The sequence below is a fragment of the Sulfurimonas sp. HSL-1716 genome (genome assembly GCF_039645975.1).
Classification (GTDB): domain Bacteria; phylum Campylobacterota; class Campylobacteria; order Campylobacterales; family Sulfurimonadaceae; genus Hydrocurvibacter; species Hydrocurvibacter sulfurireducens.
The window spans coordinates 1784426-1800328 of sequence record NZ_CP147918.1 but is presented as its reverse complement, the minus strand read 5'-3'; the positions used below and the strand labels follow the sequence as shown (position 1 = coordinate 1800328).

The following is a 15903-nucleotide window of genomic DNA, read 5'->3' as shown; positions in this document are numbered from 1 at the left end:
CGTAAACTACTTACAAAAACTCTCTTCATAAACTCTTTTTTTACCTTTATAACGACTAACTTTTGTATAATATACTATTACGAATCAAGTAGGTAGTCATTATGAGCGAACTTTTAAATCTAAAATCAAATATATCGACTTTAGAAAACGGCAAATCTTCTATTATTTCCAAATGGATGCAACACAGTGCTCCACAATCCATACTTATGTATCATAATATAAACAGAGAAACGTTTGTAAAAGATTACGCCGGGCCCGTATTTGATTATTTTATGGGTGTTATCAAAGGTCTTGTACAGATAGGAGACTGCCCCGTTATCGCAGATTTTTTGAGGTATTTGAAAGATAGAAACATAAGTTCCAAAGAACTTTTTACGATCTGCAGCCATTTCAAACTTTCGATGGTGGAGTACTCATATGAAACTCAGATCAATACAAAAGAGCTCTTTAGCGAGATCAGTTACGTCTTTGATAAAAACTTTTCAAAAGTTCTGGAGATATATTCCGAAACAATCTATGAAAAAGATATAGAGATAGGAAAAAATGTGGAGCTTTTGGAGCAGTATATCTATGCTCTTAATGAAAGCGCGCTCGTATCAAAGACCGATCAAAACGGATTTATTACCCATGTTAACTCAAAATTTGTGACATTATGCGGATATGAGGAGAACGAGCTTATAGGCAGATCTCATAATATAATGAGACACGAAGATATGTCAAAGGCCTTTTTCAAAAAGCTTTGGGAGACGATCCAATCCAATCAGATCTTTACGGGAACGATCAAAAATAAAAGCAAGGACGGCAGCTATTTTTATATCGATACGACTATTATGCCTATAGAAGATCCTTTTAGCGGGAAAAAAGAGTATATGGCCATAGGTTATGAAGTAACAAAACTGATCGACGCAAGACAAAAAGCGATAGAAGCCGATAAAGCAAAAGACTATTTTTTATCAAACATGTCTCATGAGATCAGAACGCCTTTAAATGCCATATTGGGATTTGTGTCGCTTTTAAAAGATGAAAACATGTCTACCAAACATAAAAACTATCTCGACATCATCCATAACAGCGGGGAAAATCTTTTAAATATCATAAACGATATACTTGATTTTTCCAAGCTTCGAAGCGGCGAGTTTACCATAGAGCCTAAAATATTTAATCTCGAGGAGGTTCTTTCCCGTACAATGGAGCTGTTCGTGGCTTCTGCCAATCAGAAGCAGATAACGATAATAAGTTTTATCGATCCAACGATCCCCTCAGAGATACTGGCAGATCAGCTCAGGCTCGGGCAGATAGTCTCGAACTTTTTAAGCAATGCCATCAAATTTACGCCTATAAACGGCATAGTCGAAGTCGATGCAACATATGAGGACGGAACCATAAAAATATCGGTAGAAGATTCGGGAGTCGGTATTGCAAAACGCGATATTAAAAAGATATTCGAGGCTTTCACTCAAGCGCAAAACAGCGTTATAAAGCGTAGCGGAGGGACGGGCCTTGGACTCTCCATCTGTAAACAGCTTGCAGAGATCATGGGCGGGCATATCGAGGTGGAATCGACGATCGGTCACGGAAGCAGATTTACTCTGCATCTTCCCGTAGTAGTAGTAAACAGCGACATATTGAGTTTGGATTGTAAAATGCTGCAGGATAAGCACATCGCTTTTTTTGTCAATGATAAAACAGACACCAGAAAACTGGATATCTTTAAAAAATACTACGACCAGATAAATATAAAACTGAATCTTATCAATGACATAAAGCAAAGCAACTATGATCTGCTTTATTTTATGGACAGTGATCTTGATGACGCCGACAGATACAAAGTTATTCAAAAGAACAGGCCTTCAATAGCGATCATGGAGTATATGGACGACAGTTACGATCTCATAAACAGCATATCCAACCTCTGCTTTCCCGTGTATCTGACAAAATTAAGAGACAGGACCTTGGACGCTTTGGGTCTCAAAGAGGCTTATAACAAACGTAAAAGCAGTTTGAAAAACGGTAAAAATTTCAGCGGACACATCTTAGTCGCTGAAGATAATGAAGCAAATCAGGAGCTTATAAAAATCATTTTGGACAAATACGGCGTGACATACGATATCGCTTCAGACGGAGTCGAAGCCGTTGCGATGTTCAAAGACAACAGGTATGATCTTGTTCTCATGGATGATCAAATGCCTATAAAAAACGGTTTTGAAGCGGTGGATGATATACGATATTATGAAAAGAGCTGCAACTTGAAGCGTACGCCTATCTCTACTTTAACGGCAAATGTCGTGAAAGGGTGTAAAGAAAAAAGCCTGAAATGCGGGTGCGACTATTTTCTCGGAAAACCGATCATTTTAAAAGAGCTCGAAGCGGTATTTGAAAGATTTTTAGAAACCGTCGACGAGCAGGAGAGTGAAAGCGATTTTGACATAGAGTCTTTAAAAGACGAGCTGCAACTTGATTCTGAACAGTTGAAAATGCTTTTGGAGATATATATAAAAAAGATGGACGAAACGCTTCCGAAATTAAAAGACGAGATATTTCAAAACAATTATTACGATATCTCAAGACTGGCTCATTCGGTTAAAGGTTCAAGTGCAAACTTTAGATTGGAAAATATGCAGAAGTATGCGCATGAACTTGAGATCAATGCCAAAGAGGAAAATGAGATATACCACTATGAAGAGTGTATGGAAAGAATAGAAAAAGAGTATATGAAGATTAAAAACTTTTAATCTTCTATATAGTATCCCATGCCCGATGCATTTTTAATGATGTCGGTCGGCAGTTTGTTTCTGAGCCTCCATACCAGTGTACGTACGCTGTTCTCAGTAGCTCCTTCATCTTCCCATACATAACCGATAGCTTGTTCAAAGCTTACAACCAGACCGAGTTGCGCAACCAAAAGACGGATGAAAGAGTTTTCTTTTTTTGTCAGTTTTATCTTTTTGGAGTTATAAAAAGTTTCGCATACGCTTATATCCAGATAGTAATTGTCTCCAAAAGGAACGATCGGTTTGTCGACCATTTTTTTACTGTAAAGAAGTTTTTCCAGATTGAGCTTATCGATTTTTAGAGAATCAAGACTCTCGTTTCTCTTTTTTTCCTGGTCGTATTTATAAAGGGCCATCTGAATCGTCGCATGCAGATTTGACGGATCAAAAGGTTTTATGATGTAGCCGTACGGTTCTGTTTTGCTCGCGTCTTCGATTATATGGTCGTCGGTATGTGAAGTCAAGAAAATAAACGGCATCAACTGTTTTTCACGGATATAGTTTGCCAGCATTATACCGTCATTGCTTTCTTGAAGTGAAATATCGATAATTATTATATCAGGGTCATATATTTTCATTTTACTTTTGGCACTAGCCGCGTCATCGGCTATTGAAGCGACCGAGTATCCCTGCTTTTCAAGGGACATTTTCAGGTTCATTGCAGTTACTTCATCGTCTTCTACAATCAACACCCTCTTGTTTTTCATGTATTTATCCTAAAACTATAATTATTTGAAAAAGTGATAATTTCATATCCGTTAGTATACTAAAAAAGTGATATTTTTTGAAGAATATAATATAAAGTAATCGGATTTGTGTTAAAACTAAACATAAATATGTACATTTCTTCTTAGTAACTTCTTACATGTGAGGATTCTTTGTATGTTTTATAACTTATTCAACACATATTTGCCATAATCACATCTATATTATAAAAAATGGATCCCTTTATGCTAGATTTCGCAAAATTCACAAAATACTCTAAACCAGGACCGAGATATACCAGTTATCCTACAGCTTTAGAATTCAATGATAATTTTAGATATGACGAATATATAAACAAACTGGAATCACAAGACAAAAATCGTCCGTTGTCTCTGTATTTTCATCTGCCTTTTTGTAGAAGTGCCTGTTATTTTTGCGGCTGCAACGTGGTTTTTACTTCCAAAGATGACAAAAAAACGAGATATATAGACTACCTTCGCCGTGAACTGGAGATATTAAGCAAGCACCTTGACACCTCAAGAGAGGTTATTCAGATGCATTTCGGCGGCGGGACACCTACTTTCTTTTCCGATGTACAGCTTGATGAGATCATCCGTATGATCAAATCTCATTTTCCAAACTTTGTAGAGGGGGCGGAGGTCAGCTGCGAGATCGATCCTCGTCATATCGATGAGGCTCAGATGAAAGCTATGAGCGATGCGGGTTTCAACCGTGTGAGTTTCGGGATACAGGATTTTAACGAAAAGGTTCAAGCTGCCGTCCATCGTATCCAGCCCTACGATATAACGAAAAACGCTATGGAACTGGCCAGAAAATACAACATGGTTTCGGTAAACACCGATCTGATATACGGTCTTCCGTACCAAACTTTGGAAACTTTTAAAGAAACGCTTGAACTTGCTTTGACGCTTGATCCGGATCGTTTTGCGGTGTTTAATTACGCGCATGTTCCATGGCTTAAAAAGACGATGAGAAAGATCGACGAAACGACGCTTCCGACTCCTGAAGAGAAACTTCATATCATGCAGTACACCATAGACTTCTTTACTTCTCATGGATACAAGATGATAGGAATGGATCATTTCGCAAAGCCAGAAGACGAACTTTTTAAAGCGATAGAAAAAGGCGAGTTGCATAGAAACTTCCAAGGGTATACGACCAAAGGAGGCGCCGATCTTATCGGTGTCGGTCTTACTTCCATAGGAGAAGGCGTAGACTATTATGCTCAAAATTTTAAAGATATGAACGAGTATGAAGAAGCGATCGATGCGGGACGCCTTCCGTTTGAGAGGGGAGTATTGCTTAATGAAGACGACAGGATCCGCCAGTATGTCATCATGGAGCTGATGAGCAACTTCAAGCTTGATATCAAACGTTTTGAAAAAGAGTATAACGTAGAGTTTAAGAGCTATTTTGCAGATGCCGTCGAAGCTTTGAGACCTTTTGAAGAAGAGGGGCTTTTAACGATCGATGAGGATCATATTGTATGTTCTGAAACGGGAACCCTGCTCATTAGAAATATCGCGATGCCTTTTGATGCTTATATGAAAAAACACGCGGCGAGTCAAAAAACATTCTCTAAAACGGTGTGATAATGCAGACAAACGATATATTTGATTTTAAAGCTACGTCTGATCAATGTATAAAATGCGGGAAATGTATCCCTGTTTGTACCATTCATAACGTAAATCCCGACGAAGTAACCTCGCCGCGCGGGTTTATAGATCTGCTCGGAGCTTATCAAGACGGAAACCTGGATCTTGATAAAAATGCAAAGAATATCTTTGAAAGCTGCTTTTTATGTACGAACTGTACCGACGTATGTCCAAAATCACTACCTACGGACATGGTTATAGAACAGGTGAGAAACGATATCCGCAAAAAGTATGGACTCGCGTGGTTTAAAAAAGCATTTTTCTATCTTCTGCGCCATAGATTCACTATGGATCTTCTTTTTAAACTCGGATATGTCTTTCAAACCTGCGGATTCAAGATAAAAAAAGAGATAGAATCGATGGAGCCGAGATTTTCTCTGCCTATCATCAAAAAAGACAGACTGCTTCCGAGTATGGGCAAAACATCGTTTTTAAATGCGCATCCGGAAAATATAAGCAACGGCGGGAAAAGAAAAGTAGCGATCTTTATCGGATGTTTGGGAAATTATAATTATCGCCAGGTCGGAGAGTCTCTATTGAGCATATTAAAACATCTGGAGATCGACGCATTTTTAGCAAAGGCACAAAAGTGCTGTTCGGCTCCCGCTTATTTCACGGGTGATTTCGATACGGTCGATTATCTTGCAAAATACAATATAGAGTATTTTGAAAAGTTCATCGATGACGTGGAGGCGATAATTATCCCCGAAGCGACATGCAGCGCTATGATGAAGATAGATTATGAGCACTATTTCCACGATCAGCCCGAGTGGGGCGAACGTGCCAAAAAAGTAGCCAAAAAGATCTTTATGGCGACGGAATGGCTCGATACCCATACGCATCTTCGGACTCTGCTCGCGTCAAAAGGCAGACAGGATGTCGATGTTACGTACCATGACCCATGCCATGCGAGAAAAATGCAGGGGATATACCAGGAGCCGCGTAAGCTCATATCTCAAAACTATACGATAAAAGAGATGAGCGATCCTAACGCCTGCTGCGGATTCGGCGGGGTGACGATGCAAACTGAGAAGTACCACTTTGCAAAAGCAGCGGGTGTGCCTAAAGCCGCCATGATAAAGCAGAGCGGTGCAAAAATAGTCAGTGCGGAGTGCAGTGCCTGCCGTATGCAGATCAACGACTCAATGCACCATGCAGAAGTCGATGCCGTATTTAAGAATCCTATTGAACTGATCGCCGAAGCTCTGGAGAAATAATGGAGTTTTGGAATCATGTCTATGAGCATTTTAATCCCGTAGCTTTTCATATTTTTGTTCTGCCCGTGCACTGGTACGGGATGATGTATGTGCTGGCCCTTGTCACGGCTTTGTATATGGCCAAATGGATCGTGAAAAAAGACGGTATAGATATCACCAAAGAGCAACTTGACAACTTTTTTATCTATGTGGAGATAGGTGTGATACTGGGAGCAAGACTTGGGTATATCCTCTTTTACGATCCCGACACGCTTTATTATCTCTCTCATCCATGGCAGATATTCAATCCTTTTAAAAACGGTGAGTTTGTCGGTATCAGAGGAATGAGCTATCATGGAGCACTGTTTGGCTTTTTGATAGGAGCGTACCTTTACAGCAAAAAAGACAAAATCGGTTTTGGAAAACTGATGGATATCGTTGCGGTATCCGTACCTTTGGGATATGTGTTTGGACGTATAGGCAATTTTTTAAATCAGGAACTTGTAGGTAGAGTGACAGATGTAAGCTGGGGTATCTATGTAAACGGCATACTTCGCCATCCTTCTCAGCTCTATGAAGCATTCTTGGAGGGCGTGGTTGTTTTTGTCATCGTGTATATGTATAGAAACCATAAAAGATTTGAAGGCGAGTTGATACTGCTGTATGCGTTTTCGTACGGGATACTTCGGGCGGTAGCCGAACTTTTCAGGGCTCCGGACGTTCAGATAGGCTATATCTGCTGCGGTACAGTCACGCTCGGACAGGCGTTAAGCCTGTCTATGGCTTTGCTTGCAGTAGTGCTTTGGTTCTATTTCTTACCAAAGAAGGAAGTAGTTGGCGACAAATAGGATGATCAGTCTGATCAAAGAGATCGCAGTCGAACCTATGATATTGCCTATTTGACAAGAGGTACAGTGTTTGTACTGTTTTCCTTCGTATTGTGCATAGAAAAAGTAGATTACGGATGTCGTAAGCATAGCTATCATTATGTAGTTTTCCGCCGTCTTTAATATCGGAAGCATCGATGCATCTATGAAAAACTTCGCTCCAAGCGATACAAAACCTATAGCAAAGAGAATTTTCAGCAGTTTTAAAAGTCTGTCCCTTTTAAAGACCGTCGGGCAATCGTTTTTCATGATCGCATCCGTTCCGAACTCCAGTTTCGAATCAAAAAGTTTTTTTTCGTCTTTATCAAGTCTGACCCTGAAGTTTGCTCCGAAAAGATAATCCATCTTTCTTTGAAGAACCACGGCAAGATCCCCTTCGGCCTCTAAAAATTTCTGGTTTTGCTCTTTGTCTTCATACATCACTTTTATTTTTTCGTAACGTGTCGTTTTGGCGCTCAGCTCCGGGAAGTAAGCCGTCGTTTCGATAGGATGTATCTTTCCCTCTCTTTTTATGACTCTTGGATTTATGATCTCTAAATACTCTCCGTTTTCCTGTTTTATAACGATGACCGAGAGCGGTGAGCTTATCTGAAAAGCTGCAAGAGCGGTGATTCCGTTTGCCTCCATCGTATCTTTTAAATCTTCTATGATCGCGAACAGCTCGTCATTGAAATGCCTGACATTCGCGCCATATTCAAGACTAGGAGTTGTCGGATATTTAACAATTTCTTTTACCATGTTTCGTCCCTGTTTTTATATTTTATATATTACTCACCAAGTGCAAATACATTAGAGAGAGTATTTATATAGTTAAAGTAGCCCGTAATTGCAACGGCTTCAAGAATTTGAACATCATTATATCCAAATTCTTTTAAGGCATCTATCTCCTTTTTTTCTATTTTGTAGTTGTCTTTTTTGGAGGCTTTGATACAGAAATTTAGAAGAGCTTTCTCTCCTTCGGTCGTATTTATACTCTCGACACCCTGCAGGATTTGTTCGATCTTCTCTTCACTGAGTCCTAACATCTTTGCTATGCTTTTATGTACGTCTACACACATTTTGCAGCCGTTCTCTTTTGAGATAAGCAGTGCGATCGCTTCTTTTATGTCATAAGAAAGAGTCGTTTTTTCTAAAAGATATTTTTGAACCATCATATCTGTCGCAAAATATATTTTTTCATCCAGTGCAATAAGTTTGAATATCTCTCCCAGCTGTCCCGTTTTTTCTAAGATAGGTCTTGCTTTTTCTTGTATCTCGGGACTCATGTCTTCAAATTCAGGTAGTTTTATATGTGCCATTTTATTTCCTGTTATAAATCTTAAAAACGTTAAGTTCAACTTAACGATATAATTATAATGTATAATTCTTAATTAGAGTTTTAAAAAGAGAAAAACATGGAATACAAAATATCGCAGCTCGTCTCGATGACAGGCATGCCAAAATCTACGATACTGTACTATATCAGAGAGGGTATGCTGCCAGAAGCAAAGAAGATAAAGTCAAACGTACATGTCTATAACGACGAACATCTTGAATTGATCAAATATATCAAATATATGAAAAACAGTATAGGCAGCAGCAATGATGACATCAAGATAGCGTTAAAAAATAAAAACAGCTCTTTGGCAACGTCGTTTACGATGATAGAACCGTTGATGAATACGCTGAGTCTGGTTTCAAAAAATGATAGATTTTACACCAAAGAGGAGTTTATCGGCAGTTTTAAGATTAACGAAAAACTTTTAGACAAACTCATAGACGATGGTTTGATCGTATCGCTTCACGATGACCGGTTCACGGAAAAAGATGTCATTATTATCAGACTGGTCGAGTCGTTCGAACAGGTAGGGTTACAGTACGAGATACTTAAACAGTATATGCTTCATGCAAAGGAGATAAGCAAGTTGGAGCGAAAGATGCAAGAACAGCTTTGCAAAGTGCGGACCGATGATAACTTTACGACTCTTTGGGAGATCATGTTTGATACGCTTTTCAAAGCTAAGGAGTATGTGTTTAACAGGTATACGTATAAAACATTTTTAAAAGCGATAATGGAAGATAAGTTTGGGTAAAAAGAGAGAGATAAAAGAGCATTAAAGCTCTTTTATGTATAAGACAGATATTATTCTATCTCTGCGTCGATAACGTCGTCATCGGCTTTTTTAGCTTCTTGTGCCGCTTCTGCGCCTTGATTTTCTTGTTTGTACATCTGCTCTGCCATTTTATGGCTCACTTCTGTCAATGCTTTTACTTTCTCTTCGATCTGCTCTTTTGTAGAGTTTTCATCTTTAAGCGTTGCTTTTAGTTCTTCGATAGCTTTTTCGATTTTGACTTTTTCTTCTGCATCGAGCTTGTCACCCATCTCAGTCATAGACTTCTCAGTCTGAGCGATAAGTGCATCTGCCTGGTTGCGAAGGTCAACAAGCGCTTTGCGTTTTTCATCTTCAGCTTTGTGGCTTTCAGCATCTTGAACCATTTGATTGATCTCTTCTTCGCTAAGCCCTGTGCTTCCCGTAATAGTAATTTTTTGTTCAGTACCTGTACCTTTGTCTTTTGCGCTAACGGTTAAGATACCGTTTGCATCGATGTCAAAAGTAACTTCGATCTGAGGTACACCGCGCGGAGCAGCCGGAATGTTAGAAAGTTCGAAAAGACCTAAAGATTTATTGTCTTTTGCAAACTCACGCTCACCCTGTACAACGGAGATCGTAACAGCCGGCTGGTTGTCTTCTGCTGTTGAGAAAACTTGAGATTTCTTAACAGGGATAGTCGTACCTTTTTCGATGATTTTAGTTGCAACACCGCCAAGTGTCTCGATACCGAGTGAAAGCGGAGTAACGTCAAGAAGAAGAACGTCTTTAACGTCTCCTCTTAAAACACCGCCTTGAATAGCAGCACCCGCAGCAACAACTTCATCCGGGTTAACACCTTTGTTAAGCTCTTTGCCTCCGAAGTACTCAGAAACCATTTTTTGAGCAAGCGGAACACGAGTAGAACCGCCGACCATGATAATCTCTTTTACGTCACCGTTAGATAGATCTGCATCTTTCATAGCTGTTTTGATGTGGCTGATAGTCTCTTTTACAAGAGTTTCGATCATACCCTCGAACTTCGCACGAGTAAGTTTCACAACAAGGTGTTTAGGACCAGTTGCGTCTGCTGTAATGAACGGTAGGTTGATCTCAGTCTCTTGAGCAGAAGAAAGCTCTTTTTTCGCGCTTTCTGCAGCATCTTTTAGACGTTGAAGAGCCATTTTGTCGTTTTTAAGGTCTATTCCGTTGTCATTTTTAAACTCAGCTGCCAGGAAATCAACGATCTTGTTATCAAAGTCGTCTCCGCCTAAGAACGCATTTCCGTCAGTTGAAAGAACCTCGAAAGTTCCGTCACTGATCTCTAGAGTCGTAACGTCGAACGTTCCGCCTCCAAGGTCGTAAACAAGAACGTTTTCATCAGCTTTGCTCTCTAGACCGTAAGCCAGTGCAGAAGCGGTAGGCTCGTTTATGATACGTAGAACGTTAAGTCCCGCTATAGTCCCTGCATCTTTTGTCGCTTTACGCTGTGCATCGTTGAAGTAAGCGGGAACGGTGATGACCGCATCGGTTACTTTTGATCCCAGATAGCTCTCTGCATCCTCTTTTAATTTCGTAAGGATCTTAGCAGAGATCTCTTGAGGAGTGTATACTTTCCCGGCAACATCGACTGCAGCCATACCGTCTTTGCTTACAATCTTGTATGTAACTTTATCGTGTGCTTCTTTTGCTTTGTCTTCATCCATCATAAGACCCATGATTCTCTTAACAGACGAGATGGTCTTGTCAGGATTTGTGATCGCTTGACGTTTTGCAGGATCACCTACAAGTACGTCGCCTTTGTCTGTGAAAGCAACAACTGAAGGAGTAGTATTTTTTCCCTCTTTGTTTGGGATGATTTTTGCTTCGCCGCCCTCATAAACAGCGACACAAGAGTTTGTTGTTCCTAAGTCAATTCCAATTACTTTTGACATCTTTATATCCTTTTTTTCAAGTTTTATTTTTTAGTTTCTGACTCGTAAGAGTCAAGCTTTAGTCGCCTTAGCGGCGCAAGCGTAGGAAGTTGGGACTTTGTTCCAACTCCGTTCCTTTTATTATTAATTTGCTACTATGACCATCGCATCACGTAACGGGCGGTCTTTGTATCTGTAACCTGTTTGAAAGGTCTGTACGATCGCTCCGCTTTCATGTTCGTCACTGTCGACTTTTTGAACCGCATTGTGGATGTTTGGATCAAACTCCTCTTCGTGGCTCACTGCCGTAACACCGTGTTTTTCCAAAGTGGTAAGAAACTGCTTCATTGTCAGTTCGATTCCCTCTTTGAGCTTTTCTAAGAGCTCTTCGGTGGCAAGGTCGGCATTTTTAGTTGCCGAGATCGCCATATCCAAAGCATCGATCACCGGGATGAGGTCCCTTGCGAATTTTTCATTCGCATAATCAACCGCTTGATACTTCTCACGCTCTAAACGTTTTTTAATATTATCAAAATCTGCATGTACTCTTGCGTACTTATCTTTTAATTGAGCGTTTTCGTTATGAAGACGCTCAATTTCACTAAGCTCTTCTGTGACCTCTTCTGAAGCCTCGATCCCCTCATTTTCCTGGGGTGTTTCTTCATTCATATTTTCATTAGACATATTGTAAATCGACTCCTTTTTTGAAATCCGCGAGTATTATAACAAATTGAGTCAATCTATGTCAAGTACAATATTATTAAATTTACTTAGAATAGTTGAGTCAATCAATATCAAGTATAAAATTTTATCAATTTATCGCTTTTATGATAAAATTTTTAAAAAAAAAGGCTCTGTTTTGAAATACATCGGATGGTTTTTCGGACTGATTTTATCTTTCATCGTCATTATATATATAACTGCGTTTACCGCATTTGGCAATAAGCTGCTAAAACCCGTCGTCGAATCGAAGTTAAAGGAGAATACTGATCTTCCTCTAAAGATCGATGTATTTAAACTTACAACAAATTATATTGAACTATCTTTATGGTTAAATGAAAAAAACAGCTTACTTGTAAAAGGGACGTATTCGCTGTTCTCTCGATCGTTTGATATATCTTACAACTGTAAATTCGATGAACTGCAGTCACTGGCTTCTGTAACAAAAAAGCAGCTTCACGGAAAACTTCATACAAACGGTGAGGTTAAAGGAAATCTTGATTTTATGAAGATTGACGGTATAAGCGACGTGGCAAAAAGTGACACTTTTTATCATGTAGAACTGACAAAATTCGATCCGACGTCCGTCATTGCCAAAGTAAAAGGTGCAAAGCTTGAAAATATCTTGGCGCTTCTGGGAGAAAAACCCTATGCAAAAGCAGATATCGTACTTGACGTAAATTTCAAAGATATAAAGCCGCATCATTTAGACGGAGATCTGGATTTTCATATCCGTAATTCCGTAATAGATTACCAGATCATACAAAAAGAGTTCGGCGTCGATCTGCCGAAAACCGAGCTGAAAGTCGATGCAAAAGCAAGGCTTAAAGGCGATGAAGCCGTTTATATGTATGATATGGATTCCAATCTTGCAAAGATAAAATCGCAGGGAGTACTTACGCCTTCTCCGCTTGCTTTGAACCTTACATATGATATCAGTGTAAAAGAGCTCGCTCTACTTCGTCCTTTGCTTAAAACGCCGCTTCGCGGAAAAATAGATGTCAAGGGTAAAGTAAAAGGTACGAAAGAGAAGCTTCATGTAAGCGGAACAAGCGGTATAGCCGGCAGCAATACAGTTTTTGACGTCGAATTTGCCGATCTTAAACCAAAACAGATCGATGCGGATATAAAGAATATAGACCTTTCAAAACTCCTTTATATGGTCGAACAACCTCATTACGGCGACGCCCTGATCGATGCGCAGATCAAAATAAAAGATCTCAAACCGTTCAACGGAACGGTCGTATCAAAGATAACTCGCGGTGTTCTCGATACGGGCTATGTTTCAAAAACTTACGGATTTAAAAATATGCCTTCGGTAACTTTTAATGCGCTATCTCAGAGCAGGCTTTTGAAAAACAGTATAGATACGGCGGTAGATATTAATTCAAATCTTGCGGTTCTTGGTATTAAAAAAGCGAGTTACGACCTACAGACTAAAACTTTAAACAGTGATTACAAAGTGAAGATCCCCGATCTGAGCAAACTCTACTTCGTGACAAACAGAGAGTTAAAAGGATCTGTTCTAGTAGACGGGAGTCTGAAAAAAGATAAAAATATGCGGCTTACGGCTCATTCGGATATATTTGACGGAAAAGTGGACGCACTTTTGCATAATGACGATCTTTCAGCCAATCTAGAGAATCTGCAGACACTTCCGCTTTTAAAGATGCTGATCTATCCGGAGATATTCGCCTCATCTTTGGACGGGAAACTTAACTATAATCTTGCTAAAAAATCGGGCAAGTTCGATGCCAAACTAAACGACGGCCATTTTACGAACAATCAAATGATAAACCTTGTCAAACAGTATGCGAAAACCGACCTTTATAAGGAAAAATTCTTGGGTGATCTTCATGCTGACATCCGTCAGGAAAACATAACGGCATCGCTTCATCTAAATTCGAACAACGCAAAGATAGATACAAAAAACCTGAAACTAAACTCAAAAACAAAATATATCGATGCCGATATAAGGATCGAAGCCAATAAGAATCCTCTTACCTTGAGTTTAAAAGGTAACGCAGCCAAACCGCGCATCGGTATTGATGCAACGGAACTCATAAAAAAAGAGGCGGGAAAAGCGATAGAAAAAGAGGTGAACAAGTTCTTAAAAGGGTTGTTCTAATCTTTTTTTAAAAGTGAATAAAACGGGATTTTGCTTTTTGATATCTTTTACATGTAAGCATATCTTCGGCCACTCTTTTACTGCTTTTTTCAAAAAAGATTTTTTGAATTATGGATTCTTTTAGACACAGTAGCGTAATCCTGTTCTTTCGGTGCGGAAAACTTTTTTCAAACCTCTTATCATAGTTGAGTAAAACTTCATAGGAGTATTTTTGTAGTTTTGGCATCACGAAAGAAGAAAATATAAAATGCGGGATCGTAGATACGTCTATGATTATAGACGTTTTTTGTTTTTTTATAAATGAAAGGTTTTTAGAGATAAAACTGTTTACATCGTCAGTGGTGGATCTCTCCCAAGTGATGATCAAAATATTTTTATCGGCGACCGATATCTTTTTTTCAAATTGCGACTTAAAAAGTGACGGAGAGATCGTATCCCCGACCTTTAAACTGCCGGCAAGCAGTAAAGAGTGAATCAGAATAATAGATGCAACGAACCTCTTTGTCATTACAGCAGCTTTTTAAGGAAACGTTCTTCACGTTCAAGCTCTTTGTCTATATAAGCCGAGAGCTTTTTACCTTTTAGATGATTGTACAGATAGCTAAATATCAGTACGCCGAACAAAACAACGAGGCTGCTGCCTAGCGAATCGGGAGAGTTTTTAGCGGTATACGTTATGAGAGTGATAGCTGCACCGGTACAAAACAAAGCACCTGTCAGAGGGACAAAGCGATTTGATCCGGTTTGCTTATACAGTCTGAAATTTGCCAGATTGACAAGTCCGAAAACGATAAGAAATCCCATACTTCCCGCGACAGAAATGTTGTCCAGATTAAAAAGCGTTGTGAAAATGACAGCCAATATTCCTATGATAACCATCCCTTCATATCCGTGCTTTATCTTTGTTTCAAACTCCGCAGGGAGTTCGCCGAGCTTTGCGACTATGTAGCTTATCCTTCCGCTTCCATAGATGGTAGCGTTGATGGCAGACGCCGTCGAAAGCAGGGCAGCGATAGAGATAAAGACGAATCCTGCTTGACCGAAAAAGGGTTCGGCGGCTTTTGCCAGGACGTAATCCTGTGCGCTTTTGGCTTCTGCAAAGCTCAGATTTCCGACTGCCACGGCCGAGATGACTATGTAGAGCAAGATGACAAATATGACAGATGCATAGTATGCACGCGGAAGATTTATCTGCGGATCTCTGACATCCCTTGCGGTGTTTGCTATAAGCTCAAAACCCTCATATGCAAGAAAGATCATAAATCCGCCTGCTGCAACGGAGGGAAGAGGCATCCAGTTGTGCGGTGCCATATGCGTCCAATCGACACTTAAAAGGCCGGCACCGGCAAATACAAGAAGTATGATTATCTTAATAAAAACCATAACGTCTTCCGCCCTACCTGTCAAGAGTGCGCCGAGGATGTTTATAAACACAAAAAATAAAATAATGCCCGACGAGAGTACTTTATGCACCCATAGGGAACTATGACCGGACAAAACAGCTCCGTAGCTTCCAAAAGCGTAGGCATAAAGAGCCAGCATGATGACGTAACTTATAAGCAGAAGATTATTGATGATCGATGAGAAAAGTCTGTTTCCAAAAGCCTGAACGATAAACTCGATGGTTCCGCCTTCGCTTGGATAGCGAAGAGACAGCTTTACGTAGGAATAGGCGGTGACGAGTGCCAGTATTCCGGCAATTATAAATGCTACGGGAGCTCCTCCGCGCGAAAGGTCGATGGTAAGCCCCAAAACGGCGAAGATTCCTCCGCCTACCATCCCTCCGACACCTATGCTGAATGCTTCTAAAAAACCTATTTTCTTTTCGATGACCGATC

Annotated in this window: 13 protein-coding genes; 6 read left to right on the top strand and 7 right to left on the bottom strand. The window is 39.9% G+C overall.

Features of this window, described 5'->3' with window-relative positions:
- Positions 1–101: 101 nt before the first annotated feature.
- Positions 102–2732, top strand: a complete 2631-nt coding sequence (locus WCY03_RS09130) for an ATP-binding protein (RefSeq protein ID WP_345992271.1) — start codon at positions 102–104, stop codon at positions 2730–2732.
- On the opposite strand, the gene WCY03_RS09125 is transcribed toward WCY03_RS09130, so the two are convergent.
- Complete coding sequence (locus tag WCY03_RS09125) at positions 2729–3478, bottom strand: response regulator (RefSeq protein ID WP_345992269.1); 750 nt, start codon at positions 3476–3478, stop codon at positions 2729–2731. The genes WCY03_RS09130 and WCY03_RS09125 overlap by 4 nt on opposite strands.
- A gap of 243 nt (positions 3479–3721) precedes the next feature.
- On the opposite strand from WCY03_RS09125, the gene hemN reads away from it, so the two are divergent.
- The 3 genes from hemN to lgt are packed head-to-tail and all read left to right on the top strand — an operon-like array spanning position 3722 to position 7196.
- Positions 3722–5089, top strand: coding sequence for an oxygen-independent coproporphyrinogen III oxidase (gene hemN, locus WCY03_RS09120; RefSeq protein ID WP_345992267.1), 1368 nt, complete (start codon positions 3722–3724; stop codon positions 5087–5089).
- 2 nt (positions 5090–5091) lie between these two features.
- Entirely contained in the window at positions 5092–6369 is a 1278-nt protein-coding gene (locus tag WCY03_RS09115; protein WP_345992265.1) for a (Fe-S)-binding protein, read from the top strand.
- Positions 6369–7196: a prolipoprotein diacylglyceryl transferase gene (gene lgt / locus WCY03_RS09110; RefSeq protein WP_345992263.1), complete on the top strand. Its 828-nt coding sequence runs from the start codon at positions 6369–6371 to the stop codon at positions 7194–7196. Before WCY03_RS09115 ends, lgt begins: the two co-directional genes overlap by 1 nt.
- On the opposite strand, the gene WCY03_RS09105 is transcribed toward lgt, so the two are convergent.
- Together WCY03_RS09105 and WCY03_RS09100 are read right to left on the bottom strand one after the other, a co-directional pair.
- Positions 7164–7973 carry a peptide deformylase gene (locus WCY03_RS09105; RefSeq protein ID WP_345992261.1) on the bottom strand — a complete coding sequence of 270 codons (810 nt, stop codon included), beginning with the start codon at positions 7971–7973 and terminating at the stop codon, positions 7164–7166. The two genes, lgt and WCY03_RS09105, sit on opposite strands and share 33 nt — an antisense overlap.
- Before the next feature lie 29 nt (positions 7974–8002).
- Positions 8003–8533 (bottom strand): carboxymuconolactone decarboxylase family protein, encoded by a 531-nt coding sequence (locus WCY03_RS09100; protein WP_345992260.1) that lies wholly within the window; start codon positions 8531–8533, stop codon positions 8003–8005.
- A 96-nt stretch (positions 8534–8629) separates the two neighbouring features.
- On the opposite strand from WCY03_RS09100, the gene WCY03_RS09095 reads away from it, so the two are divergent.
- Entirely contained in the window at positions 8630–9307 is a 678-nt protein-coding gene (locus WCY03_RS09095; RefSeq protein ID WP_345992259.1) for a MerR family transcriptional regulator, read from the top strand.
- A 50-nt stretch (positions 9308–9357) separates the two neighbouring features.
- Here WCY03_RS09095 and dnaK read toward each other — a convergent pair whose 3' ends face one another.
- Entirely contained in the window at positions 9358–11238 is a 1881-nt protein-coding gene (gene dnaK / locus WCY03_RS09090) for a molecular chaperone DnaK (RefSeq protein ID WP_345992257.1), read from the bottom strand.
- 123 nt (positions 11239–11361) lie between these two features.
- Positions 11362–11901: a nucleotide exchange factor GrpE gene (gene grpE / locus WCY03_RS09085; protein ID WP_345992256.1), complete on the bottom strand. Its 540-nt coding sequence runs from the start codon at positions 11899–11901 to the stop codon at positions 11362–11364.
- A 175-nt stretch (positions 11902–12076) separates the two neighbouring features.
- Between grpE and WCY03_RS09080 the strand changes: the two genes are divergently transcribed.
- Positions 12077–14065: a hypothetical protein gene (locus tag WCY03_RS09080; RefSeq protein ID WP_345992254.1), complete on the top strand. Its 1989-nt coding sequence runs from the start codon at positions 12077–12079 to the stop codon at positions 14063–14065.
- A gap of 7 nt (positions 14066–14072) precedes the next feature.
- On the opposite strand, the gene WCY03_RS09075 is transcribed toward WCY03_RS09080, so the two are convergent.
- Both WCY03_RS09075 and WCY03_RS09070 read right to left on the bottom strand, forming a co-directional pair.
- Positions 14073–14573, bottom strand: a complete 501-nt coding sequence (locus WCY03_RS09075; protein ID WP_345992252.1) for a hypothetical protein — start codon at positions 14571–14573, stop codon at positions 14073–14075.
- Positions 14573–15883, bottom strand: coding sequence for an APC family permease (locus WCY03_RS09070; RefSeq protein ID WP_345994077.1), 1311 nt, complete (start codon positions 15881–15883; stop codon positions 14573–14575). The genes WCY03_RS09075 and WCY03_RS09070 overlap by 1 nt, the downstream gene beginning before the upstream one ends.
- Positions 15884–15903: the final 20 nt, after the last annotated feature.

Bases quoted from the DNA above. Each gene is read 5' to 3' on its own strand.
- WCY03_RS09130 (WP_345992271.1), top strand. From the start codon at position 102: ATGAGCGAACTTTTAAATCTAAAATCAAATATATCGACTTTAGAAAAC.
- WCY03_RS09125 (WP_345992269.1), bottom strand. From the start codon at position 3,478: ATGAAAAACAAGAGGGTGTTGATTGTAGAAGACGATGAAGTAACTGCA.
- hemN (WP_345992267.1), top strand. From the start codon at position 3,722: ATGCTAGATTTCGCAAAATTCACAAAATACTCTAAACCAGGACCGAGA.
- WCY03_RS09115 (WP_345992265.1), top strand. From the start codon at position 5,092: ATGCAGACAAACGATATATTTGATTTTAAAGCTACGTCTGATCAATGT.
- lgt (WP_345992263.1), top strand. From the start codon at position 6,369: ATGGAGTTTTGGAATCATGTCTATGAGCATTTTAATCCCGTAGCTTTT.
- WCY03_RS09105 (WP_345992261.1), bottom strand. From the start codon at position 7,973: ATGGTAAAAGAAATTGTTAAATATCCGACAACTCCTAGTCTTGAATAT.
- WCY03_RS09100 (WP_345992260.1), bottom strand. From the start codon at position 8,533: ATGGCACATATAAAACTACCTGAATTTGAAGACATGAGTCCCGAGATA.
- WCY03_RS09095 (WP_345992259.1), top strand. From the start codon at position 8,630: ATGGAATACAAAATATCGCAGCTCGTCTCGATGACAGGCATGCCAAAA.
- dnaK (WP_345992257.1), bottom strand. From the start codon at position 11,238: ATGTCAAAAGTAATTGGAATTGACTTAGGAACAACAAACTCTTGTGTC.
- grpE (WP_345992256.1), bottom strand. From the start codon at position 11,901: ATGTCTAATGAAAATATGAATGAAGAAACACCCCAGGAAAATGAGGGG.
- WCY03_RS09075 (WP_345992252.1), bottom strand. From the start codon at position 14,573: ATGACAAAGAGGTTCGTTGCATCTATTATTCTGATTCACTCTTTACTG.